Origin of the sequence: Bradyrhizobium pachyrhizi (genome assembly GCF_029714545.1) — a bacterium.
In the GTDB taxonomy this organism is placed as follows: Bacteria; Pseudomonadota; Alphaproteobacteria; order Rhizobiales; family Xanthobacteraceae; genus Bradyrhizobium; species Bradyrhizobium pachyrhizi.
Genome location: NZ_CP121667.1, coordinates 1541277 through 1566251, shown reverse-complemented (window position 1 = coordinate 1566251; position 24975 = coordinate 1541277). Strand labels below are relative to the sequence as shown.

20 protein-coding genes are annotated in these 24975 nt (G+C 65.6%); 10 read left to right on the top strand and 10 right to left on the bottom strand.

Translation table 11 applies throughout. From position 1 onward, the window contains the following. The first annotated feature begins 3 nt into the window (after positions 1-3). Positions 4-345, top strand: a complete 342-nt coding sequence (locus QA639_RS07070) for a hypothetical protein (protein ID WP_028332988.1) — start codon at positions 4-6, stop codon at positions 343-345. Here QA639_RS07070 and QA639_RS07065 read toward each other — a convergent pair. Further along, positions 319-4434 (bottom strand): bifunctional diguanylate cyclase/phosphodiesterase, encoded by a 4116-nt coding sequence (locus tag QA639_RS07065; RefSeq protein WP_283089436.1) that lies wholly within the window; start codon positions 4432-4434, stop codon positions 319-321. The two genes, QA639_RS07070 and QA639_RS07065, sit on opposite strands and share 27 nt — an antisense overlap. A gap of 402 nt (positions 4435-4836) precedes the next feature. On the opposite strand from QA639_RS07065, the gene QA639_RS07060 reads away from it, so the two are divergent. From QA639_RS07060 to QA639_RS07050, 3 genes are read left to right on the top strand one after another with little or no spacing between them, the layout of a single operon-like run. Further along, positions 4837-5889: an Ldh family oxidoreductase gene (locus QA639_RS07060; protein ID WP_157344525.1), complete on the top strand. Its 1053-nt coding sequence runs from the start codon at positions 4837-4839 to the stop codon at positions 5887-5889. A 24-nt stretch (positions 5890-5913) separates the two neighbouring features. Continuing rightward, positions 5914-7278 (top strand): LLM class flavin-dependent oxidoreductase, encoded by a 1365-nt coding sequence (locus QA639_RS07055; protein WP_028332985.1) that lies wholly within the window; start codon positions 5914-5916, stop codon positions 7276-7278. A 12-nt stretch (positions 7279-7290) separates the two neighbouring features. Then, positions 7291-8076, top strand: a complete 786-nt coding sequence (locus QA639_RS07050; RefSeq protein ID WP_050384255.1) for a fumarylacetoacetate hydrolase family protein — start codon at positions 7291-7293, stop codon at positions 8074-8076. A gap of 250 nt (positions 8077-8326) precedes the next feature. On the opposite strand, the gene QA639_RS07045 is transcribed toward QA639_RS07050, so the two are convergent. Further along, complete coding sequence (locus tag QA639_RS07045; RefSeq protein WP_028332983.1) at positions 8327-9247, bottom strand: LysR family transcriptional regulator; 921 nt, start codon at positions 9245-9247, stop codon at positions 8327-8329. 192 nt (positions 9248-9439) lie between these two features. On the opposite strand from QA639_RS07045, the gene QA639_RS07040 reads away from it, so the two are divergent. Beyond that, positions 9440-9787, top strand: a complete 348-nt coding sequence (locus QA639_RS07040; protein WP_244978565.1) for a hypothetical protein — start codon at positions 9440-9442, stop codon at positions 9785-9787. 57 nt (positions 9788-9844) lie between these two features. Continuing rightward, positions 9845-10339: a hypothetical protein gene (locus QA639_RS07035; protein WP_157344523.1), complete on the top strand. Its 495-nt coding sequence runs from the start codon at positions 9845-9847 to the stop codon at positions 10337-10339. Positions 10340-10511: 172 nt separating this feature from the next. Here QA639_RS07035 and QA639_RS07030 read toward each other — a convergent pair whose 3' ends face one another. Next, positions 10512-10967 (bottom strand): Lrp/AsnC family transcriptional regulator, encoded by a 456-nt coding sequence (locus QA639_RS07030; RefSeq protein WP_157344521.1) that lies wholly within the window; start codon positions 10965-10967, stop codon positions 10512-10514. Between the two features lie 156 nt (positions 10968-11123). Between QA639_RS07030 and QA639_RS07025 the strand changes: the two genes are divergently transcribed. Beyond that, a complete protein-coding gene (locus tag QA639_RS07025; RefSeq protein WP_157344519.1) occupies positions 11124-14600 on the top strand; it encodes an indolepyruvate ferredoxin oxidoreductase family protein in 3477 nt (1158 codons plus the stop codon). Here QA639_RS07025 and mctP read toward each other — a convergent pair. The 4 genes from mctP to QA639_RS07005 form a co-directional block, all read right to left on the bottom strand. After that, positions 14571-16061 carry a monocarboxylate uptake permease MctP gene (mctP, locus tag QA639_RS07020; protein WP_028332978.1) on the bottom strand — a complete coding sequence of 497 codons (1491 nt, stop codon included), beginning with the start codon at positions 16059-16061 and terminating at the stop codon, positions 14571-14573. The genes QA639_RS07025 and mctP overlap by 30 nt on opposite strands. A gap of 11 nt (positions 16062-16072) precedes the next feature. Beyond that, complete coding sequence (locus QA639_RS07015; RefSeq protein ID WP_157344517.1) at positions 16073-16258, bottom strand: DUF3311 domain-containing protein; 186 nt, start codon at positions 16256-16258, stop codon at positions 16073-16075. A gap of 145 nt (positions 16259-16403) precedes the next feature. Further along, positions 16404-17375 carry a tripartite tricarboxylate transporter substrate binding protein gene (locus tag QA639_RS07010; RefSeq protein WP_157344515.1) on the bottom strand — a complete coding sequence of 324 codons (972 nt, stop codon included), beginning with the start codon at positions 17373-17375 and terminating at the stop codon, positions 16404-16406. 303 nt (positions 17376-17678) lie between these two features. After that, entirely contained in the window at positions 17679-18590 is a 912-nt protein-coding gene (locus QA639_RS07005; protein ID WP_283089435.1) for a LysR family transcriptional regulator, read from the bottom strand. A gap of 142 nt (positions 18591-18732) precedes the next feature. Here QA639_RS07005 and QA639_RS07000 point away from each other — a divergent pair, with 142 nt between their 5' ends. The 3 genes from QA639_RS07000 (at position 18733) to QA639_RS06990 (ending at position 22290) form a co-directional block, all read left to right on the top strand. After that, positions 18733-19881, top strand: coding sequence for an HlyD family secretion protein (locus QA639_RS07000; RefSeq protein ID WP_283089434.1), 1149 nt, complete (start codon positions 18733-18735; stop codon positions 19879-19881). Positions 19882-20190: 309 nt separating this feature from the next. Beyond that, entirely contained in the window at positions 20191-21804 is a 1614-nt protein-coding gene (locus tag QA639_RS06995; protein WP_283089433.1) for an MDR family MFS transporter, read from the top strand. A 27-nt stretch (positions 21805-21831) separates the two neighbouring features. After that, on the top strand, positions 21832-22290 hold the full coding sequence (locus QA639_RS06990) for a carboxymuconolactone decarboxylase family protein (protein WP_028332972.1): 459 nt from the start codon (positions 21832-21834) through the stop codon (positions 22288-22290). 155 nt (positions 22291-22445) lie between these two features. On the opposite strand, the gene QA639_RS06985 is transcribed toward QA639_RS06990, so the two are convergent. The 3 genes from QA639_RS06985 to QA639_RS06975 all read right to left on the bottom strand — a co-directional run bounded on the left by QA639_RS06985 (position 22446) and on the right by QA639_RS06975 (position 24975). Beyond that, positions 22446-23306: a D-amino-acid transaminase gene (locus QA639_RS06985; RefSeq protein WP_028332971.1), complete on the bottom strand. Its 861-nt coding sequence runs from the start codon at positions 23304-23306 to the stop codon at positions 22446-22448. Positions 23307-23481: 175 nt separating this feature from the next. After that, positions 23482-24213 (bottom strand): amino acid ABC transporter ATP-binding protein, encoded by a 732-nt coding sequence (locus QA639_RS06980; RefSeq protein ID WP_016845632.1) that lies wholly within the window; start codon positions 24211-24213, stop codon positions 23482-23484. Between the two features lie 69 nt (positions 24214-24282). After that, positions 24283-24975 (bottom strand): amino acid ABC transporter permease, encoded by a 693-nt coding sequence (locus QA639_RS06975; RefSeq protein ID WP_026192237.1) that lies wholly within the window; start codon positions 24973-24975, stop codon positions 24283-24285.

Genomic DNA, 24975 nt, shown 5'->3' with positions numbered 1-24975 from the left:
TCGATGCATCCCGCCGCCAAGCTGCAATTTGCCCGCATCGTCGACGAGTTCGTGCGCTGGCGCGCCATTCCGGAACCGGAACGGCCGCCCGCGCCGGCCTGGTGGTGGGGGCCGGCATTCGAGATGCGCGATGCCGCCGAACCGCTGCCATCCGCCTGGAGCCGCCAGTTCCGCCTGCCTGACGGCGCGCGCTTTGCGGAAGCTGCCCTTGTGTTGCGCCAGAGCTTGGCCGGCCAGGACATCCTGCCGTGGCCCTATGATTTCTCGCGCAAGGTCGCATCCACAGATTCCGACGTTCGCGACCTGCCCGTACAGCCGTCAGACGACAGCGCGTTTCCGCCCTAGATCCGGCCCGGCCTCGCTGGTCGCCTCGCCATCCAGCGACGGCTGCAACGGCGGTGACGCCTCTGCCTGCGACGGCTTCAACAATTCGGCGAGATCGCGCGGCGGCAGCGGGCGGCTGAACAGGAAACCCTGCATCTCGTCGCAGGCATGGGCGCGCAGGAATTCCTGCTGCTCGGAGGTCTCGACACCTTCGGCGACGATGGTCATGCCGAGCGCCTTGCCCATCGAGATAATTGCCTGCGCGATCGCGACGTCCTCGGAATCGTTGGGCAGGTCGCGCACGAAGGAGCGATCGATCTTGATGGTGTCGATCGGGAACTGCTTCATCAGCGACATCGACGAATAGCCGGTACCGAAATCGTCGATCGCCAGCCGAATGCCGCGATTCTGGATCGCGTCGAGCACGCGCACCGCGCGCGTCACGTTGCGCATCACCATGCTTTCGGTGACCTCGAGCTGGAGCAGCGCCGGCGACATGCCGCTCTCCTCCAGCGCCGCGTCGATGTCGTCGAGCAAATTCGGATCGCCGAACTGCCGCGGTGAAAGGTTGACCGCCATCGTCACGGCCCTGAGGCCGCGGCGCTGCCACGCCATGTTCTGCCCGCAGGCTTCCTTCAGCACCCAGCGGCCTATCGGCACGATCAGGCCGGTTTCCTCGGCAAGCGGAATGAACTGCCCCGGCGATACCTTGCCGAGCTCGGGATGGGTCCAGCGCAGCAGCGCCTCGACGCCGCTGATCTGCCCGCTCGCCATGTCCACCTTGGGCTGATAGTCGAGCGAGAATTGCTTGCGCTCGAGCGCGCGGCGCAATGCGCTCTCCATCGTCAGGCGCTCGATCGACTGCGCCCTGATCTCGTTGGAGAAGAAGCGGAAGCCGTTCTTGCCGTCCTCCTTGGCGAGATACATCGCCATGTCGGCATTCTTGGTCAGCGTCTGCACGTCCGAGCCATCGGCCGGATACATCGCGATGCCGATCGAGGCCGTGGTGTGGCACTCATGCCCGCTGAGCTGCAGCGGCTGGCTGAGCGAAACCAGAAGATCGCCGGCGATGCGCTCGACGTCGTCCCGCTCGGCGGTTTCCTCGAGGATGACCACGAACTCGTCGCCGCCGAGCCGCGCCACCACGTCGCTCGCGCGCAACGATCCACGCAGCCGCTCGGCGATCGCCACCAGCAGCATGTCGCCTGCGTCGTGGCCGAGCGAATCATTGATCACCTTGAAGCGGTCGAGATCGATGAACAGTACCGCGAGGTGCCGGCGATGGCGATCCGCCGCCGAGATCGCGTGATGCAGCATCTCGTTGAACGTCTCGCGGTTTGGCAGATTGGTCAGGCTGTCGTGCGAGGCAAGATATTCGATGCGCTCATCGGCCTTGTGTTTCTCATCGGCGCGATCGAAGCTCTCAAGCGCGAACGCCAGATTGTCGGCGAGGCGCTGCAGCAACTCGGCGAACTCCGGCGTGAAGGTGTCCTTGTCGATCGCGACGAAGATCATGACCCCGACCACCTGCCCGCTGACGATCAGCGGAAACGAGGCGCTGGACTGCGTTCCATCGAGCCGGGCGCGCTCATGGAAGGCGGCGGTCTCGGGATCGGCAAAATAGTCGTTGATGATGCACGCCTTGCCGGAGCGGAACGCCCGGCCGCAGGCGCCGCGCCCCTCGGGGTGCGCCTCGCTGGTCGAAAGCGTCACCTGGCGCGCGCCCTCCGCCGCCGGCCCCGCAATCGCGACGATCCGCAGATAGTCGCTTCCGGTCTGCGCCAGCGCGATCGTGGTCGAGGTGAACTTGCCGCCGGTCGCCGCCGCCGCGCAGACCAGTCGATACAATTCGGCGCGGGACTTCGCCCGCATGATCGCCTCATTGGTCGCGCTCAGCGCCGCGAACATCCGCGACAGCCGCTCCTTCTGCTCGTCGTCCCGCGCCTTCTCGTCGGCACGATCGAAATTGGCCAGCGCAAACGACACGTTCTCGGCAAGCCGCTGCAGCAGCGCCATCATCTCCGGGCTGAAGGTGCCGAACTCGCTGGAGAGAAACACCAGCGCGCCGATCGCCTCGCCGTTCTTGAGCAGCGGCAGGGCTGCGCCCGATTTGCTGCCGCTGTCGCGCACGGCCGGATAGACGTGCGATTCGGGGCCGAAATCGCTGAGATAGTCGTTGCTGATGCAGGGCCTGCGCGTGCGGATCGCAACGCCGGTCAGCGTCTGTCCCTCCGGACGCGTCGCGTCGGCCGACAGCTGAACCTCGCGGGCCCGCACCCGGTCGGGGCCCGAGGCGGCCACATTGTCCAGGAAGGCCTCGCCGGGGCGCACCAGCCTGATCGTGGCCGAGACGAACTGGCCGCCGACCGCCGCGGCATCGCAGACCAGATCGAACAGTTCGCTGCGGGATTTCGCCCGCATGATCGCCTCGTTGGTCGCGCTCAGCGCCGCGAACATCCGCCGCAGCCGCTCCTTCTGCTCCTCGGTCCGCGCCTTCTCGTCGGCACGGTCGAAGCTGCCCAGCGCATAGGAGACGTTGTCGGCGAGCCGCTGCAGCAGCTCGGCGAATTCGGCCGAAAAGGTGTTGCGCTTGGCGGAGATGAACAGCATCACGCCGACCGGCTCGTCGTCGACGATCAGCGGGAATGCCGCGCCCGATCGCGCGTCCTCGCGGTCGATGACGTCGCGGAAGGGGTTGCTGGCGACGTCGCCCAGAAAATCGTTGTTGATGCAGGCGCGCCGGGAGCGGAACGCCCGGCCGCAGACGCCGCGCCCTTCGGGGCGTGCCTCGCTGCGCGAGACGTTGAGGCGGCGCGCATTTGCCGCGGTCGGTCCCGCGACCGCCATCATCTCCAGGAAATCGTCGCCGGGCTTCGCGATCAGGATGCTGGTGGAGTTGAATCCGCCGCCATGCGCCGCCGCCGCGCAGACCAGCTCGAACATCTCGAGCCGTGATCTCGCGCGCATGATCGCCTCGTTGGTCGCGCTCAGCGCCGCGAACATCCGCGACAGCCGCTCGCGCTCGGCGTCGGTCCTGGCCTTTTCGGTGGCACGGCCGAAATTGTCGAGCGCGACCGAGACATTCTCGGCGATCCCCGCAAGCAGCGCGATGATCTCCTCGTCACGCGCCCAGGAATTGCCGGTGAAGAAGATCAGGACGCCGACGCTTTTGCCGAACCGGGTGAGCGGCAGCGCGACGCAGGCCATCAGGCCGCTGCCGCCGATCGGCATATGCGACGGGCTCATCGATATCGGGATATCGTGCTCAACGCAGGGCCGCTGGGTCCGGAACGCCTCGCCGCAAATCCCCTTGCCGTAGACGTTGTCCGGATCGGTCGAGAAGCGCGTCTGCGTGATCAGGTCGAGCGCCTCGCCGGTGCCGGCGACGGGCTCGAACCAGTGCGTGTCGGGTTCGGCCAGCAGCACCACCGTGGCGAAGGACTTTCCGCTGAACACCGCGGCATCGCAGACCCGCTGATAGAGATCGTGCTCGGTCTTGGCGCGAAGGATCGCCTCGTTGGTTGCGCTGATGGCACCGAACATGCGGTTGAGCCGGCGCATCGCCCGCTCGCCGCTCTTGCGCGAGGCTTCATGGTCGAAATTATCGAGCGCGAAGGACACGTTCGCGGCCATGCGCTCCAGCAGCGAAACGATCTCTTCGCCCAGCGACTGGGCCTCGCGCCGCGTCACCATGAAGACGCCGACGCTGCGCCGGTTGCAGACCAGCGGCAGGGCCGCCGCCGCGCCGACGCCGGCCGCCGCGGCACCGCTGCGCCAGGCGGCCGAGCGGGCGTCGTTGACATAGTCGTTGGCGACGCAGGCGTTCTGATCGCGGAACGCCCGGCCGGCGACGCCTTCTCCCTCCGGGGTGTTCGCGATCGCGGAAATGGTGATACTGCGTAGTCGCGCGACATCGTCGCCGTAGCCAGCCGCGAACTTCAGGAGACCGGTATCCGGCTCCAGCAAAAACACGGTCGCGGCAAGGAAGCTCCCGCTCGAGAACGCGGCTTCGCAGACCTTGCCGTACAATTCTTCTGGTGATTTCGCGTACAGGATCGCTTCGTTGGTGGCACTCAACGCCGCGAAGGTACGCCCGATGCTCGACTGCACGATTCCTGAAGGCCCCGGGGCCAACCCCTCCAATCTGGCGGGGAACATTGCCCGCGAGAGGCCTAAGTGGTGGTTAGCGTATCCGGCAAGTTGCACGACAAAGTAAACGGCTGACGAACGCGGGCGGCGGTTTTCCGGGATATTACGGACACCGGTGTGCCAGCCTGAGGCGGAGGACGGCGAGGCGCGGATGGACGTCCCGCTCGCGCCGCCGGAGCAGCCAAATTCCGTAACGCGACCGCGCCCGTTCCACTCCGTGAAATCGCGGCGGCGAGCACCCTGCTGGCGGTATGGCCGACCGGATTTTCTGCCCTTGCTCGCCCCTCGGCGCTTTGAGAGCATGACGTCGACTACAGCAAGCACGACCCGCGCATCACGCGGGCAGACCGCGAGGAAAATCCCATGCCGATCGTCCAGGCCGACCGTCTCACGCGCATCGGCGCGGCGCTCCTGCGGGGCGCCGGCGCATCGGAGGAGGAGGCCAGCGCCGTCGCCTCCGGCTGCGTCAACGCCAACCTCGCCGGCCACGACTCCCACGGCGTGATCGCAATCCCGACCTATATCGACCGCATCAAGGCCGGCCACATCGTGCCCGGCGCGAAATGGACCATCGTGCAGGAGACGCCGACCACGACCGTGATCGACGGTCATTGGGGCTTCGGCTTCCACGTCAACGCCAAGGCGATGGAGATGACCATCAACAAGGCGAAGACTGCCAATGTCGCGGCCTGCACCGTGTTCCGGCAGAGCCATGTCGGACGGCTCGCGCATTACCCGATGATGGCGATGCGCGAAGGCATGATCGGGATTGCGGCCGCCGATTCCGGCCGCTCGCCGAAACACGTGGCGCCGTTCGGCGGCCGCGAGGCCCGGCTCGGCACCAACCCACTTTCGATCGCGGTGCCCTCCGATCTCGAGGCGCCGTTCTACCTGGATATGGCGACCTCGGCGGTCGCCGCCGGCAAGATCCAGCTCGCGGTGGCGCGCGGCGAGAGCATCCCGAAGGGCTGGATCATCGATGCCGAGGGGCGCGACACCACGGACCCGAAGGACTACCGCAAGGGCGGCGCGCTGCTGCCGCTCGGCGGCAGCGAAGGCTACAAGGGCTCGGGCCTTGCCGCGATGGTCGAGGTGCTGTGCGGCCTCCTGACCGGGCTCGGCTTCGGCGTCGAGCCGACCGGCCGGCACAACGACGGCTGCTTCATGGCGGTGTTCAACGTCGCCGCATTCCGTCCGCTCAAGGACTTCAGGAGGGAAGTCGCCGACTTCGCCCGCTATTTGAAATCGACGCCGCCCTCGGAAGGGAGCCGCGGCGTGTTCTATCCCGGCGAGATCGAATATCTGCGCGAGCAGCGGCGGCGCAAGGACGGCATCGAGATCGAGGATGCGACCTGGGACAAGCTCAAGGCACTCGCCGCCGATTACAAGCTCACCGATGAGCTCGACCTTCGCTGATAGTTCCGGACACAGGAGAACGACATGACACGGCAAATGGCGCTGGTTGGCTTTTTGCAGGCGCAGAACTGCACCAACCTGCCGAGCTCCTGGCGCCACCCGGAATCGCGCGACGATTCGATGTCGGCGGACTACTATCAGGAGATCGCGCGCATCCTGGAGCGCGGCAAGTTCCACATGGCGTTCTTCGACGATCGCCTCGCAATGCCCGATCGCTACGGCAACGATCACGCCCACACCGTCGAATACGGCATCCGCTGCGTGAAGATGGACCCGATCGTGGTGCTGACCACGATGGGCATGGTCACCACCAAGCTCGGCCTCGCCTCGACCGCCTCCACCACCTATTTCGAGCCGTTCGACGTCGCCCGCCGTTTCGCCACGCTCGACCTGATGACCGGTGGCCGCGCCGCCTGGAACGTGGTGACGTCGGTCAATGACGGCGAAGCGCTCAACATGGGCCGCGAGCAGCACCTCGAGCACGATCATCGCTATGACCGCGCCGACGAGTTCATGGAGGTGGTGCTCGGCCACTGGGATGCCTGGGAAGACGGTTCGCTGGTGATCGACAAGAAGAGCGGTCGCTTCGCCGATCCGACCAAGGTGAAGCGGCTCGACCACAAGGGCGCGTTCTTCACCTCGCGCGGCCCGTTCACGGTGCCGCGCTCGCCGCAGGGCCATCCCGTCGTGATCCAGGCCGGTGCCTCCGGCCGCGGCCAGCGCTTTGCCGGGCGCTGGGGCGAGGTGATCTTCACCGCGGCACGCAACCTCGCCAATGCCAAGCAGGGCTATGATGCGATCCGGGGCGAAGCCGCCAAGGCGGGACGCGATCCCGACCAGATGTTCCTCTGCAATCTGATCACCCCGGTCACCGGCGCGACCAAGGCCGAGGCCGAGGACCGGATGGCGGTGATCCAGAAGCTGCCGCTCGAGATCGATGCGCTGTCGCTGCTCGCCGAAGGCCTCAACTTCGATTTCGGCGCCAAACCGATCGACGAGCCGCTGACCACCGAGGAGCTGCAGGGCATGCAAGGCATGCTCGGCATCCGCGACGGCGTGCTGCGCACCTCCGGCAAGAGCAATCCCTCGACCCGCGACTTCATCACCTTCTCCGGCCGCGGCCAGGTACAGGACGCGATGGTCGGCGGCCCGAAGGAGATCGCCGACCGGCTGGAGGAGATGTTTGTCAATCGCGGCTGCGACGGCTTCGTCGTCGCGGCGAGCTACGTGCCGGGCTCCTATGCCGACTTCGTCAACCACGTGGTGCCCGAGTTGCAGAAGCGCGGGCTGTTCCACACGGATTACGCCGGCACGACGCTGCGCGAGAATCTTGGGCTCAAGCGCCCGGCCGCGGGCGCCTGGAAGACCCGCGCGCAGGCCGCGGAATAGAGGGACATCATCATGCGCTGGCTGAAATTCACCGCCGCAGGCACGACTTCCTGGGGCCTCGTCGAGGGCGACACCGTCACCACCGTCAACGGCGATCCGTTCGGTGAATGGAGCAAGACGTCGAAGACGCATGCGTTGAAGGACGTCAAGATCGAGCTGCCGCTGATCCCGCGAACCTTCTACTGCGTCGGGCTGAATTATTTGAAACACCTCAAGGAAGCCGCCGACAAGGCCGGCACCGTGCCGAACGTTCCCGACCGTCCCGAGATCGGCTACCGCGCGCAGAACGCGCTGATCGCCCATGACGAGAACGTCGTGATCCCCGCGAGCGCGACCGAGAAGATCCATTACGAGGGCGAGCTCGTCGTCGTGATCGGCAAGACCGCCAAGCACCTGACCGAGGCCAACGCGATGGACTGCGTGTTCGGCTACACCATCGGCAACGACGTCTCCGAACGCAGCTGGCAGAAGGCCGATCGCGGACTGTGGCGCGCCAAGAACGCCGACACCTTCAAGCCGATGGGCCCGTGGATCGAGACCAATGTCGACCTCGACAGCATGGAGACCGCGATCCGCGTCAACGGCAAGGAGACCGGCCGCTTCCACACCAACGAGATGATCTTCGGCATCGTCCCGTTCCTCGTCGAGCTGACCAAATACTTCACGCTGTCGCCCGGCGACGTGATCTGGATGGGCACCGACGGCGCCTCGCCGGACCTGAAGGACGGCGACGTGGTCGAGATCGACATCACCGGCATCGGGACATTGCGGAACAGGTTCGTGAGGGAGAAGGTGTGAGGTCTGGCGCACTGCCGGACTTGTCATCCCCGCGCGCGCCTCATCCTCGATGTCGTCCCGGCGAAGGCCGGGACCCATAACCACAGGGCTGAATTGTTGAAGAAAGCTGCGGCCACGGCGTCGCGCAACGATGAGCATCGGTGGTAATGGGTCCCGGCCTTCGCCGGGACGACAATGGGGATGGTTCTCGATTCAAGATTTCAAACAGCGCGGTGTCATCACGCTTCGTTCCACCCATCCTACATTTGGCTCATCGCGCGGCTCCCGGCCGGCGCTTCACATGATCGATGAAGGCGCGCAGCTTCGGCATGATCTGGCGGTGACCGGGATAGTAGAGAAACACGCCCGGCGTGGTCGGCGCGAATGGCTCCAGCACGCGGACGAGCTTCTTCTCCTTCACGGCGCCTGATATCAGCGGTGCGGGGACTTGCGCGAGGCCCACGCCTTCGATGGCAGCGCCGACCAGCGTCGGGAAATCATGGCCGATGAAGGATCCCGACACGGCAAGCTCGATCGAACGGCCGTTGTCGTTCAGCGACCATGGCGCGAGCCCGCCGTTCGATCGCCGGAGCCGCAGGCACGCGTGCGCGCGCAGATCGTCCGGGCGTTTCGGCCGGCCGCGGCGCGCGAGATAGTCCGGGCTGCCGACGATGGCGAACGGGAACGGCTTGGTCAGTCGCACCGCGACCATGTCCGGGTTGATGAACTGGCCCATCCGGATGCCGGCATCGAAGCCGCCGGCGGCGAGGTCGACCAATTCCTCGCTGGCGGCGAGCTCGACCTCGATCTCGGGATAGGCCTTGCAGAACGAGGCGATCAGCGGCTCCAGCAGGATCGGCACCACCGAGCGCGGCACCGTGAGGCGCAACAGCCCGGCGGGCTTCTGCCCGAGTTCGCGCGCCGCCCCACTCGCCGCGACCAGTTCCTCGAATGCCGGTCTTGCGCGCGCCAGAAACCGTTCGCCGGCGTCGGTCAGCCCGACGCTGCGGGTGGTGCGGATGAACAACACGGCGCCGAGGCGCGCCTCGAGGGCGCGCACCGCCTGGCTGATCGCCGACGGCGTGACGCTGAGCTCGGCCGCCGCGCGGCGAAAACTGCGGTGCTGCGCGACGGCCAGGAATGCCTCGACGCCGTCGAGCGCGCCTTGCCGGACTGTGAAGTTCTGCTTCATGGCCTGTGAACATTATCGCGAATAGTCGCTCGCGGAAAGCCACCCTACATCGGAGCCACAAGCAGCGGCAACGCGACGCGCGCTGCTCCACGCAACATCACGACACCCGTCGCGAGCGAAGACCTGCGACCGATGCGAACAATCCGTCACACAATCCTGGCTCTCACCCTCACTTTGACAGGCACCACTTCCATGACCGCTCCCTCCTTTGCCCAAGCTCAAGCCCAAGCCGCCTCCACCGTCACCACCGGCGTGATGGTCATCCTCACCGCGAAAGCCGGCGTCACCCGCGATCAGGTGATGGCCGTGATGCCGGACGAAATCCGCGCGACTGTGCAGCTCTATCTCAACGGCAAGATTCGCGAATGGTATTCGCGCTCCGACGGGCGCGGCGTGGTCTTCCTGCTCGATGCCAAGGATCCATCCGAGGCGCACGCGATCATGGAAGGCCTGCCATTGTCCAAGCTCGATCTGATGGATCACGAGTACATCGGGGTCGGCCCGCTGCTGCCGCTCCGCCTGCTCGTCGCCAAGCCCTGAGCGTCAAGGTCCTGAACGCAAGCCAACCGAACCGATCGACAACAAGGAAATCCGCCGATGCCCCCGGGCTTCAATCTTCCATTCGTCCTCAGCGTCGCCGGCGCGTTTCTGACAAGTGCTGTCGTGGCCGTCACCTATGTCTGGCCGGCGGTCCGCGCGATGCCACGTGACAGCGCGCTCCGACTACTCGCAGCGTTCCATGCGTTCCGGTTCCTGGGCATGAACTTCATGGTGGCCGGGTTCGTGTCGCCGCACTTGAGCGCGGATTTCGCAAGCGAGGTCGGATGGGGCGATCTCGTCGCCGCCGTTCTCGCTCTGCTCGCGATGGCGGCGCTGTCCTGGCGGTGGGCGATCGCGATTCCGATCGTCTGGCTGTTCAACATATGGGGCACGCTGGATCTGCTCAATGCCTATTACAACGGCGTGAAGATCGGCGATCCCGGCCTGTTCGGCGCCGGCATCTATATTCCGGCGCTCTATGTGCCGCTGCTGCTGGTCAGCCATGTCATGGTGTTCATGCTGCTGACGCGCACCAAATCGGCGGAGGCGTAGATGCCGCATCAAACATCGTCGTCCCGGCGAAGGCCGGGACCCACACTCCGCAGCCGATGTGGTGGACGGGACCCGTCGTTCCAGTCCCGCGCAACAATGCGTATTCGTGGTTATGGGTCCCGGCCTACCCCGGGACGACAGCGCATGTATGGCGCGGCCGTCGCGGCACACTTCAAAACGGCAACGCCACGCCGGTCTTGATCTCCTTCAGGATCACGTTGGTGCGGACGTGGCGGATGCCGGGGATGCGGAACATGAACTCGTCGAGGAATTTGTTGTAGGCGTCCATGTCGCGCACCACGACGCGCAGATGATAATCGGCGTCGCCGGTGGTTGCGAAGCATTCCAGCACCTCGCGGCGCTTCATCACCCGGGCAACGAACTCGTCGACGAACTTCACGTCATGCCGCTCCAGCGAGACGTGCAGGATCGCCGAGGTCGCAAAGCCGGCGCGCTCACGCGCGACCAGCGCCGAATAGCCCGAGATGACGCCGGACTCTTCGAGCGCACGGACCCGGCGCCAGCACGCCGAGGTCGACATCCCGACGGTTTCCGCAAGCTGCAGGTTGGTGGCGCGGCCGTCCTTCTGCAGCTCGGCGAGGATTTTCTCGTCCTGCTCTTCGACCATTGCGAGCCTCCGATTTGGTAAATTCTACCTTGCTATCTTGCTTTCAGCAATATCCTGCCGATTTCCCGTCGACGAATGAATGGATAGGTAAGACCTACCAGGCCCACAGGCATAGCCTAGTCGGATCAGACATCGCGATTCCCGAAGGGGTCAGTCATGGGCCAGATGCCGTTGCTCGACGCCTACCAGCTGTCCGAGCGCTACAGCCGCGAGCGCGGCCGCGTCTTCCTCACCGGCACGCAGGCCATCGTTCGCATCGTGCTCGACCAGGCGCGGCGCGACCGCGCCGCCGGCCTCAATACCGCGGGCTTCATCTCCGGCTATCGCGGCTCGCCGCTCGGCGGCGTCGATCTCGAACTGTGGAAGATCGGCGAGCAGCTCAAGGACAACCGCATCGAATTCCTGCCCGCGGTGAATGAGGACCTCGCGGCGACTGCGGTGCTCGGCTCGCAGCAGGTCGAGACGCAAAGAGATCGCGAGGTCGATGGCGTGTTCGCCCTGTGGTACGGCAAGGGCCCCGGCGTCGACCGCTCCGGCGATGCGCTGAAGCACGGCAATGCCTATGGCTCCTCGCCGCATGGCGGCGTGCTTGTCGTTGCCGGCGACGACCATGGCTGCGTGTCGTCCTCGATGCCGCACCAGTCCGATGTCGCCTTCATGAGCTGGTTCATGCCGACGCTGCATCCGGCCGATGTCGGCGAATATCTCGCCTTCGGCGAATATGGCTACGCGCTGAGCCGGTTCTCCGGCATGTGGGTCGGCTTCAAGGCGATCTCGGAGATCGTGGAATCCGGCGCCTCGGTCGAGCTGCGGCCGCCGCGCCGTTTCGTGCAGCCGGATTTCGTGCCGCCGCCCGGCGGCCTGCATTATCGCTGGCCGGATCTGCCGGGCCCGCAGATCGAGGAACGGCTGGAGGCGAAGAAGCACGCGGTCTACGCCTTCGCGAAAGCCAATCCGATCGACCGCCACATCTACGACATCAAGGGAGCGAGCTACGGCATCGTCACCACGGGCAAGGCGCATCTCGATTTGATGGAGGCGCTGCGGCTGGTCGGCCTCGATGAAGCCGCCTGCCGCCGCTTCGGCATCGACATCTACAAGGTCGGCATGGTGTGGCCGCTGGCGCTGCACGACGCGATGGAGTTCGTGAAGGGCAAGCGTGAGATCCTCGTGGTCGAGGAGAAGCGCGGCATCATCGAGAGCCAGTTCAAGGAATATTTCTACGACTATCCCGGCTCCAAGCCGGAGCGAATGGTCGGCAAGCATGACGAGAGCGGCGCGCGGCTGATCTCCTGGACCGGTGAATTGTCGCCGCGCATGCTGGCCGACGTGCTGGCGCGCCGGCTCGACCCGATGTTTCCGGAGCTGCAGCTCGCCCGCCGCGTCGCCGCGCTGGTGCCCGAGAGCGACCGCACGATCGCGGTGCCGGGCGCGACGCGCACGCCGTATTTCTGCTCGGGCTGCCCGCATAACACCTCGACGAAAGTGCCCGAGGGCTCCAAGGCACTGGCCGGCATCGGCTGCCACTTCATGGCAAGCTGGATGGACCGCGAGACCTCGTCGCTGATCCAGATGGGCGGCGAAGGCGTCAACTGGGCGGCATCATCGAAATTCACCGGCAACAGCCACGTGTTCCAGAATCTCGGCGAAGGCACTTACTATCACTCCGGCTCGATGGCGATCCGGCAGGCGATCGCCGCGAAAGCCAACATCACCTACAAGATCCTGTTCAATGACGCGGTGGCGATGACCGGCGGCCAGCCGGTCGACGGCCCGGTCAGCGTGCAGGCGATCGCGCACTCTGTCCGCGCCGAGGGCGTCGCGCGGATCGCGCTGGTCTCCGACGACCCCGCGCATTTCTCGCCGGCCGACCTGCCCGCGGGCGTCACCATCCATCCGCGCGAGGCGATGGACGCCGTGCAGCGCGAGCTACGCGCAATTCCCGGCGTCACCGTGCTGATCTATCAGCAGACCTGCGCCACCGAGAAGCGGCGGCGGCGCAAGCGCGGCACGATCGAGGATCCCGCGCGCTTTGCCTTCATCAACGACCTCGTCTGCGAAGGCTGCGGCGACTGCTCGGTGGAATCCAACTGCCTCAGCGTCGAACCGAAGGAGACGCCGTTCGGCCGCAAGCGCAGGATCAACCTCTCGACCTGCAACAAGGACTTTTCCTGTCTCAACGGCTTCTGCCCGAGCTTCGTCACCATCGAGGGCGGCAAGCGGCGGGCGAAGAGCGCGAGCGCGATCGATCCGCTGACACGCGCAGCTGCGCTGCCGGTGCCGGAGCTCGCGGGACTGGAGCGGCCCTACGATCTCCTCGTCACCGGCGTCGGCGGCACCGGCGTCATCACCGTCGGCGCGCTGATCGCGATGGCCGCGCATCTCGAGGGTCGCGGCGTCTCGGTGCTCGACTTCACGGGTTTTGCGCAGAAGTTCGGCCCCGTGCTGAGCTATCTGCGGCTGGCGGCTACGCCCGACGCGCTGCATCAGGTGCGGATCGACCAGGGCGCGGCCGACGCGCTGATCGGTTGCGACCTCGTGGTGAGCTCGTCGGCAAAAGCGTCCGGCACCTATCGCAAGGGAATGCGCGCTGCGGTCAATACCGCCGAGATGCCGACCGGCGACGTGGTGCGCTTCCGCGATGCCGACCTCGCCTCGCCGGTTCGCTTGCGCGCGATCGAGCGGGTGATCGGGTCAGGCAACCTCACCATGATCGACGCAAACGCGCTGGCCGAGCGGCTGCTCGGCGACAGCGTGTTTGCCAACATCATGATGCTCGGCTTTGCCTGGCAGCAGGGCCTGGTGCCGGTCTCGCTGGAGGCGCTGACCCGCGCGATCGAACTCAACGGCGTCGCCGTCGAGCGCAACAGGCAGGCGCTGGCCTGGGGCCGGATCGCCTTCGCGGATCCGGAGTTCTTGCCGAAGGCCGACGGTGCTGCGGCCTATGTGCCCGAAACGCTGGAGCAGTTGATCGCGCGGCGCGCCGACTTCCTCAGGGCGTATCAGGACGCGGCCTACGCTGCGCGCTATCGGGCTACGATCGACCGCGTGCGTCGCGCCGAAGCTGCGCTCGGCAGTGAGACCTTGACCGACGCCGTGGCCCGGTCGCTGTTCAAGCTGATGGCGTATAAGGACGAATACGAAGTGGCGCGGCTGCATATGCAAAGCGGCTTCCTCGATGAGCTCGGCCAAGAATTCGACGGCGACTTCACGGTGCAATATCACCTTGCGCCGCCATTCCTGTCGGCGCGGCGCGATGCACGGGGACGGCCGAGGAAGCGCGCATTCGGGCAGTGGATCCAGACACCGCTGCGGCTGCTCGCGGGCCTGAAAGGGCTGCGCGGCACACCCTTCGACCTGTTCGGCTACACCGCGGAGCGCCGCACCGAGCGCGAGCTGATCACCTGGTATGAGGCGTTGATCGAGACCATGCTCGGCAAGCTCGACAAGGCACGGCTGCCCGATCTCGTCGCGCTGGCAAAGGCGCCGATGGAGATCCGCGGCTATGGGCCGGTGAAGGACGCCGCGATCGAAAAGAGCAAGGCGGAAGTCGCGCGGCTCACCGCGCGACTTATCTCCGCCCCGTCAGACCAACGCGACGGCTCAGGCCGCCGCGCGGCGCTTGGCGGGTGATATCAGGCCGACCACTACGGTCGCGAGCACCGCCACGACGATGTTGAGCAGCAACGCGCCGAGGCCGACATAGAAGCTGTAGCTGGCATCGCCGAGCGTGATGCTGGCGAGCGGCTTCAGCCCGTTGCTCCACGCGGTGTACGTGCCCCAGCCGATGCCGACCGCCCAGCCGAGCAGCAGCCCTTCGGCGCGGAACCAGACGGTGAACAGCCCGAACACCAGCGCCGGCAGGGTCTGTACGATCCAGAGGCCGCCGAGTAATTGCAGGTCGAGCGCATATTGCGTCGGCAGGAACAGGATGAAGGCGAGCGCACCGACCTTGACCACCAGCGATGTGATCTTCGCCACCGACGCCTCACCCGCATGCGAGATGTCCGGGTTGACGTAGGACTTCCAGACATTGCGCGTGAACAGATTGGCGGCACCGATGCTCATCACCGCCGCCGGCACCAGCGCGCCGATCGCGATCGCCGAGAACGCAAAGCCCGCAAACCATTCCGGGAACAGCGTCTTGAACAGCATCGGCACCACGTCGTTCGGCGAGGTCACCTTGATGTTGGCGGCATAGGCCATGTAACCGAGCAGCGCGATCAGGCCGAGCAGAAGTGTATAGGCCGGCAGCAGGATCGCGTTCTTGCGGATGGTATCCGCCGACTTCGAGGCGAAGATGCCGGTCAGCGTGTGCGGATACATGAAGGCGGCGAGCGCCGAGCCCAGCGCCAGCGTCGCATAAGGTAGATACTGCGAAGGCTTCAGCGTCAGGCCGGTGGCGCCGCCCTTGGCCGTGAAGGCGTCGTTGGCGGCCGAGAACACCGCGCCATAGCCGCCGAGCTTCGCCGGCACCACGACCACGGCGGCCAGCACCACGATGTAGATCATGATGTCCTTGACGAAGGCGATCAGCGCCGGCGCCCGCAGGCCGGAGCTATATGTATAGAGCGCGAGGATGACGAAGGCGGCGATGATCGGCAGTTCGCCTGATAGCCCCATCGCCTTGATCACGACCTCCATGCCGATCAGCTGCAGCGCGATGTAGGGCATGGTCGCGACCAGGCCGGTCAACGCCACCGCGAGCTCAAGCGCGCGCGAGCCATAGGCGCCGTGGACGACATCCGCGGCGGTGACGTAGCCGCTGGCATGCGCCTTCTTCCACAGCACCGGCATCACGGCGAACACGAAGGGATAGACGATGATGGTGTAGGGCAGCGCGAAGAATCCATAGGCGCCGACCGCATAGACCAGCGCCGGCACCGCGATCACGGTGTAGGCGGTGTAGAAATCGCCTCCGACCAGGAACCAGGTGATCCAGGTGCCGAACTGGCGGCCACCAAGGCCCCATTCGTCGAGATGCTCGCTGACCGGGCCGGATTTCCAGCGCGCCGCGAAGAAGCCCATCACGGTGACGAGCGCGAAGAAGAAGATGAAGACGCAGAGCGCCACCCAGGCGATGTGATCGGTCATGGTATCTCCCCTCACCGCGGCTCGTCGGCATCGGGCCGGCGGCTGCGATAGACCAGCCAGATCAAGAGCGAGGAGATCGGCACCCAGGCGAGCTGGTACCAGTAGAAGAAGGGAAAGCCGAACACCGACGGCTCGACGAAATTATAGAACGGCACCCACAGCAAGCCGATGAACGGCAGCAGCAACAAGATCCACATGGCCTACTCGTTAACGCAAGACATAGCTCAAGGCGGGAGGTTCCGCTGATCGTGGCAACGATCCAGGAACCGGTTCGTTGCGTCTAGAATCACGGTTACGGCAATGCGACGCAAAAAGATGTGATCGTCACCTGGTGCATGGCGCCTATTCGGCCTTGATGCCGGCGTCCTTTATCACCTTGCGCCAGCGCGCCTCCTCGCCGGCAAAGTAGCGGTCGAGCTCGGCCGGCGGTGAGGCCACCATCACCAGGCCCTCATTGACGCTGAGCTTCTTGAAGGCCTCCGCCTGCACGGCCTTGGCCGCCGACTTGTTGAGGCGACCGATGATGTCCGGCGGCGTGTTGGCCGGCGCGTAGAGGCCGTACCAGGATTCGGCGACATAGCCGGATGCGCCGGCTTCCGAGACCGTCGGCAATTGCGGGAACGCGGGCGAGCGTTCGGCCGACGTCACTCCGATCGCGCGCAGCTGCCCGGCCTCGACCAGCGAGGCGCAGCTTGCCACCGTGGTGAACATCACCTGGATCTGGCCGCCCAAGAGGTCGGTGATGGCGGGCGCCGCGCCCTTGTAGGGAACGGTGGTGAGATTGACCCCGGCCATGTGCTTGAACAGTTCGCCGGCGAGATGCGCCGAGGTGCCGGTGCCATAGGTGCCGTAGGACAGCTTTTCCGGATCGGCCTTCGCGGCCGCGATCAGATCGGCAATCGACTTGATCGGCGAAGCGGGATTGACCACGACGACGTTGAACGAGCGCGCCACCAGCGCCACGGGTGCAAAATCCTTGTGCGCGTCATAGGGCAGCTTGCTGTAAAGGCTCGGATTGACCGCATTGGCGAAGGTCGCCATCAGCAGCGTGTAGCCGTCGGGTGGACTCGTCGCGACGCTCTGCGTGCCGATGATGGTGCCGGCGCCCGGCTTGTTCTCGATGATGACGGTGACCCCGAGATCTTTCTGCATCTCCTGCGCCAGCGTCCGCGCGACGACATCGGTGCCGCCGCCCGGCGCGAACGGCACCACGATCTTGACGATGTGGTCCGGATAGGCGGCGCGCGCCGGCAGTTGCAGCAGCAGGTTTGCTGCGAGCGCGAACAGCAGTGATGCGAGAAGACGAAGCGGCATGGCAGGCCCCGGCGGCAGACGCTGCCGTCTTCATACACGCGAACGCCATGCAAGGGATGCCGGGCCGTCATGACGCGGCAGGAAAGCGCTCTGCTGCTAGTTTCGTCATCTGGGGTGGCGCGGCGAGGCTGCGAGCTTGCGGATGTCTGACTCGCCGGCCGTGCAACACACACACTGTCGTCCCGGCCTAGTGCGCAATTGCGCACGGGGGCCGGGACGACGAACAGAGAGAAATGCGACCAGCTCCATCACCGGAGCGCGGAGGCCGCTCAGTGGAAGCGTGCCCACCCTGCACACCTCCCATCACGAGTACGGATTGATCAGCTTCTGCTGCTCGGTGGCGTGACGGACCAGGAGGTCGATGAAGGTGCGGACCTTCGCCGAGAGATGATGGCGGTGCGGATAGACCGCGTTCATCGTGAGCTCGACCGGCCGGTATTCGGGCAGCAGGCGGACCAGTTGTCCCGACTCCAGCTCGTCGCGGACCAGGAAGCCGGCCGCGAGGAAGACGCCGACGCCGGCCAGCGCCGCGAGCTTCAGGGTTTCGCCGCTGTTGGAAATCAGATTTCCGGAGACGCGCACCGCAGCCGGCGTGCCCTTGCGGTCGGCGAAGCGCCACTCGTCGCCATAGGGATAGTTGGCGTGGCGCATGCAGTTGCGCGCAGGGAGGTCGGCCAGCAGCGTTGGCTTGCCGTGCTGTTCGATATAGCCGTGCGAGCAGCACAGCACGTGGCGCCAGGTCGCGATGGTGCGCACGATCAGGCTGGAGTCCGGCGGCGGCACCATGCGCACCGCGAGATCGTAGTTCTCGTCGATTAGATCTGCATTGCGCTCGCCGATCGTGAGATCGACCTTGACCTCGGGATAGGTGGCGAGGAACTCGGCCACCGCGGGCGACAGGAACTGGACGAGATGGGTGTTGGTGAAGATGCGCAGCGTGCCGCGCGGCACCGATTGCTGCGCGCCCGCGATGTCGTCGGCCTGCTCGATGTCGGCGAGGATCTGGACGCAGCGGTCGTAATAGGCCTGGCCGACCTCGGTGAGGCTGACCTTGCGCGTGGTGCGGTTGAGCAGCCGGGCGCCGAGGCGGTCCTCCAGCGACTGCACGTGATTGCTCACCATGGTGGTGGACATGTTGAGCTTGCGGCCAGCGGCGGAGAAACCGCCGGAATCCACGACCCGGACGAAGGCGGTCAGGCTGGTCAGGCGATCCATGCGGCAAGGTCCGGATTATCAGCACTGGCTTGATAATGCTTCCAGTTTTATCGGGATTATCACAGCAGGGAGGACATTGCATCTAAGGGCCGTACTGGGCGCCCTTTCTGGAAGGACGCGAATGTTCGACCCGGAGGCTGTCATGTCGACCACCACTTATGTCCCTGAAGATTCGGCCAAAATCGGCCTCCGCCCGTCGCGGAAAGCGATCAAGCGGGCAGCGCTCGGGCTCGTCGCCGTCATCGGCGTCGCCGTGGCAGCCGACTTTGGCTACGACTACGTCACCACCGGCCGCTACCTCGAAACCACCGACGACGCCTATGTGAAGGCGGACTCCACGATCATCGCCCCGAAGGTGTCGGGCTACATCGCCCGTGTGCTGGTCACCGACAACCAGCCGGTGAAGGCCGGCCAGTTGCTGGCTGAGATCGACGACCGCGATTACCGCACCGCGCTCGGCCAGGCCAAGGCCGATGTCGACGCCGCCAGCGCGTCGGTGCGCAACCTCGATGCCCAGCTCGAGCTGCAGCAGCCGATCATCGACCAGAGCACGGCCGACGTCACCGCCGCCGAGGCCAACCTGAAATTCGCGCAGGAAGAGCAGAGCCGCTACGACGGGCTGATGAAATCCGGCTCCGGCACCATTCAGCGCGCGCAACAGACCGACGCAGCGCTGCGTGCCAACACCGCGCAATTGCAGCACGCGAAGTCGGCGCTGTCGGCGGCGCAGCGCAAGGTCGACGTTCTGACCACGCAGCACGCCCAGGCCGCAGCGCAGGTGGACCGCGCTCGCGCGGTCGAGCAGCAGGCCGAGCTCAACCTGTCCTACGCCCGGATCACCGCGCCGGTCGACGGTACGGTCGGCGCCCGCTCGCTGCGCGTCGGGCAATATGTGCAGGCCGGCACCCAGCTGATGGCGGTGGTGCCGCTGGACGCGGTCTATGTGGTCGCCAATTTCAAGGAGACGCAGCTGACCCATGTACGCAACGGCCAGCCGGTCGAGCTCACGGTCGACAGTTTTCGCGGCACCACGCTGAAGGGCCATGTCGACAGCCTGTCGCCGGCCAGCGGCCTCGAATTCGCGCTGCTGCCGCCCGACAACGCCACCGGCAATTTCACCAAGATCGTGCAGCGCGTGCCGGTGAAGATCGTGCTCGACGACCACAGCCTCACCGGCCTCCTGCGCCCCGGCATGTCGGCGATCCCGACCGTCAACACCAAGGCAACCGTGCTGGCCGAGCGCGAAGAGAAGCGGCGGCTGGCGTCGGCGACGCGGGCGAACGGCGGATAGAGACTACGGTCAACGATAAGAGTGCGAACTTTCTTCGCCTCTCCCGCCTGCGGGGGAGGCCGACGTGCGCGTAGCGCGCGGCGGGTGGGGGCTCTCCCCACGACACGACTCGCGGAGAGAGCCCCCACCTACCCTTCGCGCTAGCGGGAGAGGGAGCCTTGACAGGCGTGCCCACCTCACGAGCTGACAGCTGACAGACGTAACAGCGCCCGATTATCAACCGCGACAGAACAATCCTTCCAGTCTTTCTCGGATTATCGAAAGTGGCCGCCTAATACATCTTGCGTGTGCAAGCCAGAGAACACGCCGATGACCGCACTTCAGCCCACAGCCGCCGACGCAGCGAACGCCGCCGCGCTCCCCGCCACGCCGTCGACACCAGCGATCCCGACAAAGACCTGGATCGCGGTGATCGGGGCGACGCTCGGCGCGTTCATGGCGGTGCTCAACATCCAGATCGTCAACGCCTCGCTCGCCGATGTGCAGGGCGCGATCGGCGCCGGGATCGACGACGGCGGCTGGATCTCGACCTCCTATCTGATCGCCGAGATCGTGGTGATCCCGCTCTCCGGCTGGCTCGCGCAGGTGTTCTCGGTGCGCATCTATCTGCTCACCAATGCGTTCCTGTTCCTGGTGTTCTCGGCGGCATGCGCGCTGGCGCAGGACCTGCCGCAGATGATCGCGCTGCGCGCCGTGCAAGGCTTCACCGGCGGCGTGCTGATCCCGATGGCATTCACGCTGATCATCACGCTGCTGCCGAAGGCTAAGCAGCCGATCGGGCTCGCGCTGTTCGCGCTGTCGGCGACGTTCGCGCCGGCGATCGGCCCGACCATCGGCGGCTATCTCACCGAGAACTGGGGCTGGCAGTACATCTTCTATGTCAATCTGGTGCCGGGCGCCGTGATGATCGCGATGCTGTACGTCTCGCTCGATCCGAGCCCGATGAAGCTGTCGCTGATCCGCCAGGGCGACTGGCTCGGCATCATCACCATGGCGATCGGGCTCGCCGCGCTGCAGACCGTGCTGGAGGAAGGCAACAAGGACGACTGGTTCGGCTCGCCCTTCATCGTCCGCCTGTCGGTGATCGCGGCGGTCGCGCTGGTCGCTTTCCTGATCGTCGAGTTCACCGTGGCGAAGCCGTTGCTCAATCTGCGCCTGCTCGCCCGCCGGAATTTCGGCTTCGGCATGCTGGCCAACTTCCTGCTCGGCATCGCGCTGTACGGCTCGGTGTTCATCCTGCCGCAGTACCTGTCGCGCATCCAGGGCTACAATGCCGAGCAGATCGGCATGGTGCTGGCCTGGACCGGGCTGCCGCAGCTCGTGCTGATCCCGCTGGTGCCGCGGCTGATGCAGCGCTTCGACCCCCGCATCATCATCGGCGTCGGCTTCGCGCTGTTCGCCGGCTCCAACTTCATGAACATCTTCATGACCAACGACTACGCCACCGACCAGCTGTTCTGGCCCAACATCGTCCGCGCGATCGGTCAGGCCCTGGTGATGGCGCCGCTGTCGGCCGTTGCGACCGCGGGCATCGAGCTGGAGAACGCGGGCTCGGCCTCCGCGCTGTTCAACATGATGCGCAACCTCGGCGGCGCCGTCGGCATCGCCGTGCTGCAGACGCTGCTGACCAAGCGCGAGCAATATCACTCCAACGTGCTGATGCAGTCGGTCTCGCTGCTGGAACAGGCCACGCGGAACCGGATTGAGCAGCTGACGCAGTATTTCATGAACCACGGCGTCGCCGATCAGGCCGCGGCCGCCCACCGCGCAATCGCGGCGATCGGCAAGGTCGTGCAGAAGCAGGCCTACATCCTCGCCTTCAGTGATACCTTCTATCTGCTTGGCATCGCGCTGATCATCGCACTCGCGGCGACACTCTTCCTGAAGAAGCCGGGCCAGCTCGCTGGCGGCGGTGCGCACTAACCCAAACCACAACCACGGAGAACGACCATGAAGCCGCGCATGAACTTCTACCAGGCCGCACCCGAGACCATCAAAGCGCTGGTCGCGGTCGAAAACCAGATAGCTGCGAGCGGCCTCGAGCAATCGCTGATCGAGTTGGTCAAGACCCGCGCCTCGCAGATCAACGGCTGCGCCTATTGCATCAACATGCACACCGAGGATGCCCGCAAGCACGGCGAGACCGAGCAGCGGCTCTATTTGCTCAACGCCTGGCGCGAATCCCCGCTCTACAGCGAGCGCGAGCGCGCGGCACTGGCCTGGACCGAAGCGCTGACGCTGGTTGCGGAGACGCATGCGCCCGACGCCGACTATGAGGCGGTGCGCGCCCAGTTCTCGGACAGCGAACTGGTCAACCTGACCACGCTGATCGGCGCGATCAACGCCTGGAACCGGATCGCCATCGGCTTCCGCGCGGTGCATCCGGTGAAGGCGAAGGCGGCGGCGTGAGGACCATACTCTCAGCGATATATTCCGCTGTCATGCCCCGCTTCATGCGGGGCATCCAGTACGCCGCGACGCCTCGGCTTAAGCACCGCCGTCTCTGGAATACTGGATCGCCGCGGTCGCGCCGGGCGATGACAGCGTAAAGTGCGGCGACGGTCCTAAACCGCCGTCGCGCGGGCGAACTCGACGTAGATCTCGCGCAGGCGGTCGGTGATCGGGCCGACCTTGCCGCCTCCGACCTTCTTGCCGTCGATCGCGACCACGCCCTGCACGAAGACGGAAGCGCTGGTGATGAAGGCTTCCTTGGCGGCGAGCGCTTCCTCGATCGTGAAGGCGCGCTCCTCGATGCGCAGCTGGCGTTCCTCGGCGAGCTTGACCACCGCCTTGCGGGTGCAGCCGGGCAGGATCTCGTTGCCGTTCTGCCGGGTCACGATGACATCGTCCTGGGTGACGATGAAGGACGAGGACGAGCCGCCCTCGGTGACCTTGCCGTCCTCGATCATCCAGGCTTCGCCGGCGCCGGCCGCGGCCGCCGCCTGCTTGGCCAGCACCTGCGCCAGCAGCGCCACGCTCTTGATGTCGCGCCGCTCCCAGCGGATGTCGGGCACCGTGATGACGTTGATGCCGGTCTTGGCCGAGGGCGCGTTGATGATGTCCTTTTCCGAGGTGAACATCACGAGCGTCGGCTTGACGTCGGCCTTCGGGAAGGCGAAGTCGCGGCCCTTGTCGGCGCCGCGGGTGACCTCGAGATAGACCATGCCGTTGACGAGGTCGTTGCGCGCAACCAGCTCCTTCTGGATCTCCTCGATCCGCTCCAGCGTCTCCGGCAGCGCGAGCTGGATCTCGCCGACCGAACGCTTGAGCCGCGCCAGGTGCGAGGCGTTGTCGATCAGCTTGCCCTCGAGCACCGCCGCCACCTCGTAGATGCCGTCGGCGAACAGGAATCCGCGGTCGAAGACCGAGACCTTGGCCTCCGAATGCGGCACGAACGAGCCGTTGACGTAAGCGATCTTTTCCACGCGAGTTCTCCTGCGGACGAAGGGGGTTTCAGGCCTTCGTATACGCAAATTGTTAACGGGGGAAAACCCTGTAGCCGTCGTCATTCCGGGGCGATGCGCAGCATCGAACGCGGAATCTCGAGATTCCGGGTTCGCCTCTTCGAGGCGCCCCGGAATGACAGGCGGAGAGACTCCCTCAGTGCTGCAAGATCTTCGACAGGAACTTCTGCGCGCGGTCGCTGCGCGGCGTGCCGAAGAAGTCGGCCTTCTTGGCGTCCTCGACGATCTCGCCGCGGTCCATGAAGATGACGCGATCGGCGACCTTGTTGGCAAAGCCCATTTCGTGGGTCACGACCATCATGGTCATGCCCTCGCGGGCGAGGTCGACCATCACGTCGAGCACCTCGCTGATCATTTCCGGGTCGAGCGCCGAGGTCGGCTCGTCGAACAGCATGGCGATCGGGTCCATCGCCAGGGCGCGGGCGATCGCGACGCGCTGCTGCTGGCCGCCGGACAGTTCGGCGGGAAACTTCTTCGCGTGATCCTTCAGCCCGACGCGCTCCAGAAGCTTCATGCCCTTGGCGGTGGCATCCTCAGCCTTGCGGCCGAGCACCTTCTCCTGCGCGAGGCGGAGATTGTCGATGATCCGCAAGTGCGGAAACAGTTCGAAATGCTGGAACACCATGCCGACGCGCGAGCGCAGCTTCGGCAGGTCGGTCTTGGGATCGTTGACCTTGACGCCGTCGAGCGTGATGTCGCCGCCCTGGATCGGCTCCAGCGCATTGACGCATTTGATCAGGGTCGACTTGCCCGAGCCGGATGGACCGCAGACCACCACCACCTCGCCCTTGGCGACGCTGGTGGTGCAGTCCTTCAGCACCTGGAAGCTCGGCCCGTACCATTTGTTGACGTGGTTGATCTCGATCATGATGGCTCAGCTTTTTTGTTTAGGCATGACCTTGTCGGAAAACCGGTTCCCACTTTTCCGGGTCATGCCTCAGCGAACGATGGCGATGCGCGCCTGCAGGCGCCGAACGCCGTAGGACGCGACACAGGAAATGACGAAGTAGACCAGCGCGGCGAACAGGTACATTTCGACCAGCCGGCCGTCGCGCTGCGCGACCTTGCTGGCGGCGCCGAGGAAATCCGGGATCGACAGCACGTAGACCAGCGAGGTGTCCTGGAACAGCACGATGGTCTGCGTCAGCAGTACCGGCAGCATGTTGCGGAACGCCTGCGGCAGCACGACGTAGCGCATCGACTGCGCATAGGTCAGGCCGAGCGCGCTGGCCGCGGCCGGCTGGCCCTTCGAGATCGACTGGATGCCGGCGCGCATGATCTCGGAGAAATACGCAGCCTCGAACGCGATGAAGGTGATCAGCGAGGAGGCGAAGGCGCCGACCGTGATCGGCCGCGACGCGCCGGTCAGCCACTGCCCGATATACGGCACCAGGAAGTAGAACCAGAAGATCACCAGCACCAGCGGCAGCGAGCGGATGAAGTCGACATAGAAGCCCGCGATGCGCCCGAGCACCTTGTAGCTCGACAGCCGCATCAGGGCGATCAGGGTGCCGAACACCAGGCCGCCGAACGCTGCGAGCGCGGTCAAGGTCAGCGTGAAGCGCATGCCCTCCAGGAACAGGTAGGGCAGCGAGCGGCGGATGACGTCGAAATCGAAACTGCCGATCAT

Coding starts and splice junctions, on each gene's coding strand:
- QA639_RS07015 (WP_157344517.1), bottom strand. CDS start 16,258: ATGTGGATCTTGTTGCTGCTGCCGTTCATCGGCTTGCTGTGGGTGCCG.
- QA639_RS07055 (WP_028332985.1), top strand. CDS start 5,914: ATGACACGGCAAATGGCGCTGGTTGGCTTTTTGCAGGCGCAGAACTGC.
- QA639_RS07045 (WP_028332983.1), bottom strand. CDS start 9,247: ATGAAGCAGAACTTCACAGTCCGGCAAGGCGCGCTCGACGGCGTCGAG.
- QA639_RS06980 (WP_016845632.1), bottom strand. CDS start 24,213: ATGATCGAGATCAACCACGTCAACAAATGGTACGGGCCGAGCTTCCAG.
- QA639_RS07035 (WP_157344523.1), top strand. CDS start 9,845: ATGCCCCCGGGCTTCAATCTTCCATTCGTCCTCAGCGTCGCCGGCGCG.
- QA639_RS07050 (WP_050384255.1), top strand. CDS start 7,291: ATGCGCTGGCTGAAATTCACCGCCGCAGGCACGACTTCCTGGGGCCTC.
- QA639_RS07010 (WP_157344515.1), bottom strand. CDS start 17,375: ATGCCGCTTCGTCTTCTCGCATCACTGCTGTTCGCGCTCGCAGCAAAC.
- QA639_RS06975 (WP_026192237.1), bottom strand. CDS start 24,975: ATGATCGGCAGTTTCGATTTCGACGTCATCCGCCGCTCGCTGCCCTAC.
- QA639_RS07030 (WP_157344521.1), bottom strand. CDS start 10,967: ATGGTCGAAGAGCAGGACGAGAAAATCCTCGCCGAGCTGCAGAAGGAC.
- QA639_RS07005 (WP_283089435.1), bottom strand. CDS start 18,590: ATGGATCGCCTGACCAGCCTGACCGCCTTCGTCCGGGTCGTGGATTCC.
- QA639_RS06990 (WP_028332972.1), top strand. CDS start 21,832: ATGAAGCCGCGCATGAACTTCTACCAGGCCGCACCCGAGACCATCAAA.
- mctP (WP_028332978.1), bottom strand. CDS start 16,061: ATGACCGATCACATCGCCTGGGTGGCGCTCTGCGTCTTCATCTTCTTC.
- QA639_RS07040 (WP_244978565.1), top strand. CDS start 9,440: ATGACCGCTCCCTCCTTTGCCCAAGCTCAAGCCCAAGCCGCCTCCACC.
- QA639_RS06995 (WP_283089433.1), top strand. CDS start 20,191: ATGACCGCACTTCAGCCCACAGCCGCCGACGCAGCGAACGCCGCCGCG.
- QA639_RS07070 (WP_028332988.1), top strand. CDS start 4: ATGCATCCCGCCGCCAAGCTGCAATTTGCCCGCATCGTCGACGAGTTC.
- QA639_RS07060 (WP_157344525.1), top strand. CDS start 4,837: ATGCCGATCGTCCAGGCCGACCGTCTCACGCGCATCGGCGCGGCGCTC.
- QA639_RS07025 (WP_157344519.1), top strand. CDS start 11,124: ATGGGCCAGATGCCGTTGCTCGACGCCTACCAGCTGTCCGAGCGCTAC.
- QA639_RS07000 (WP_283089434.1), top strand. CDS start 18,733: ATGTCGACCACCACTTATGTCCCTGAAGATTCGGCCAAAATCGGCCTC.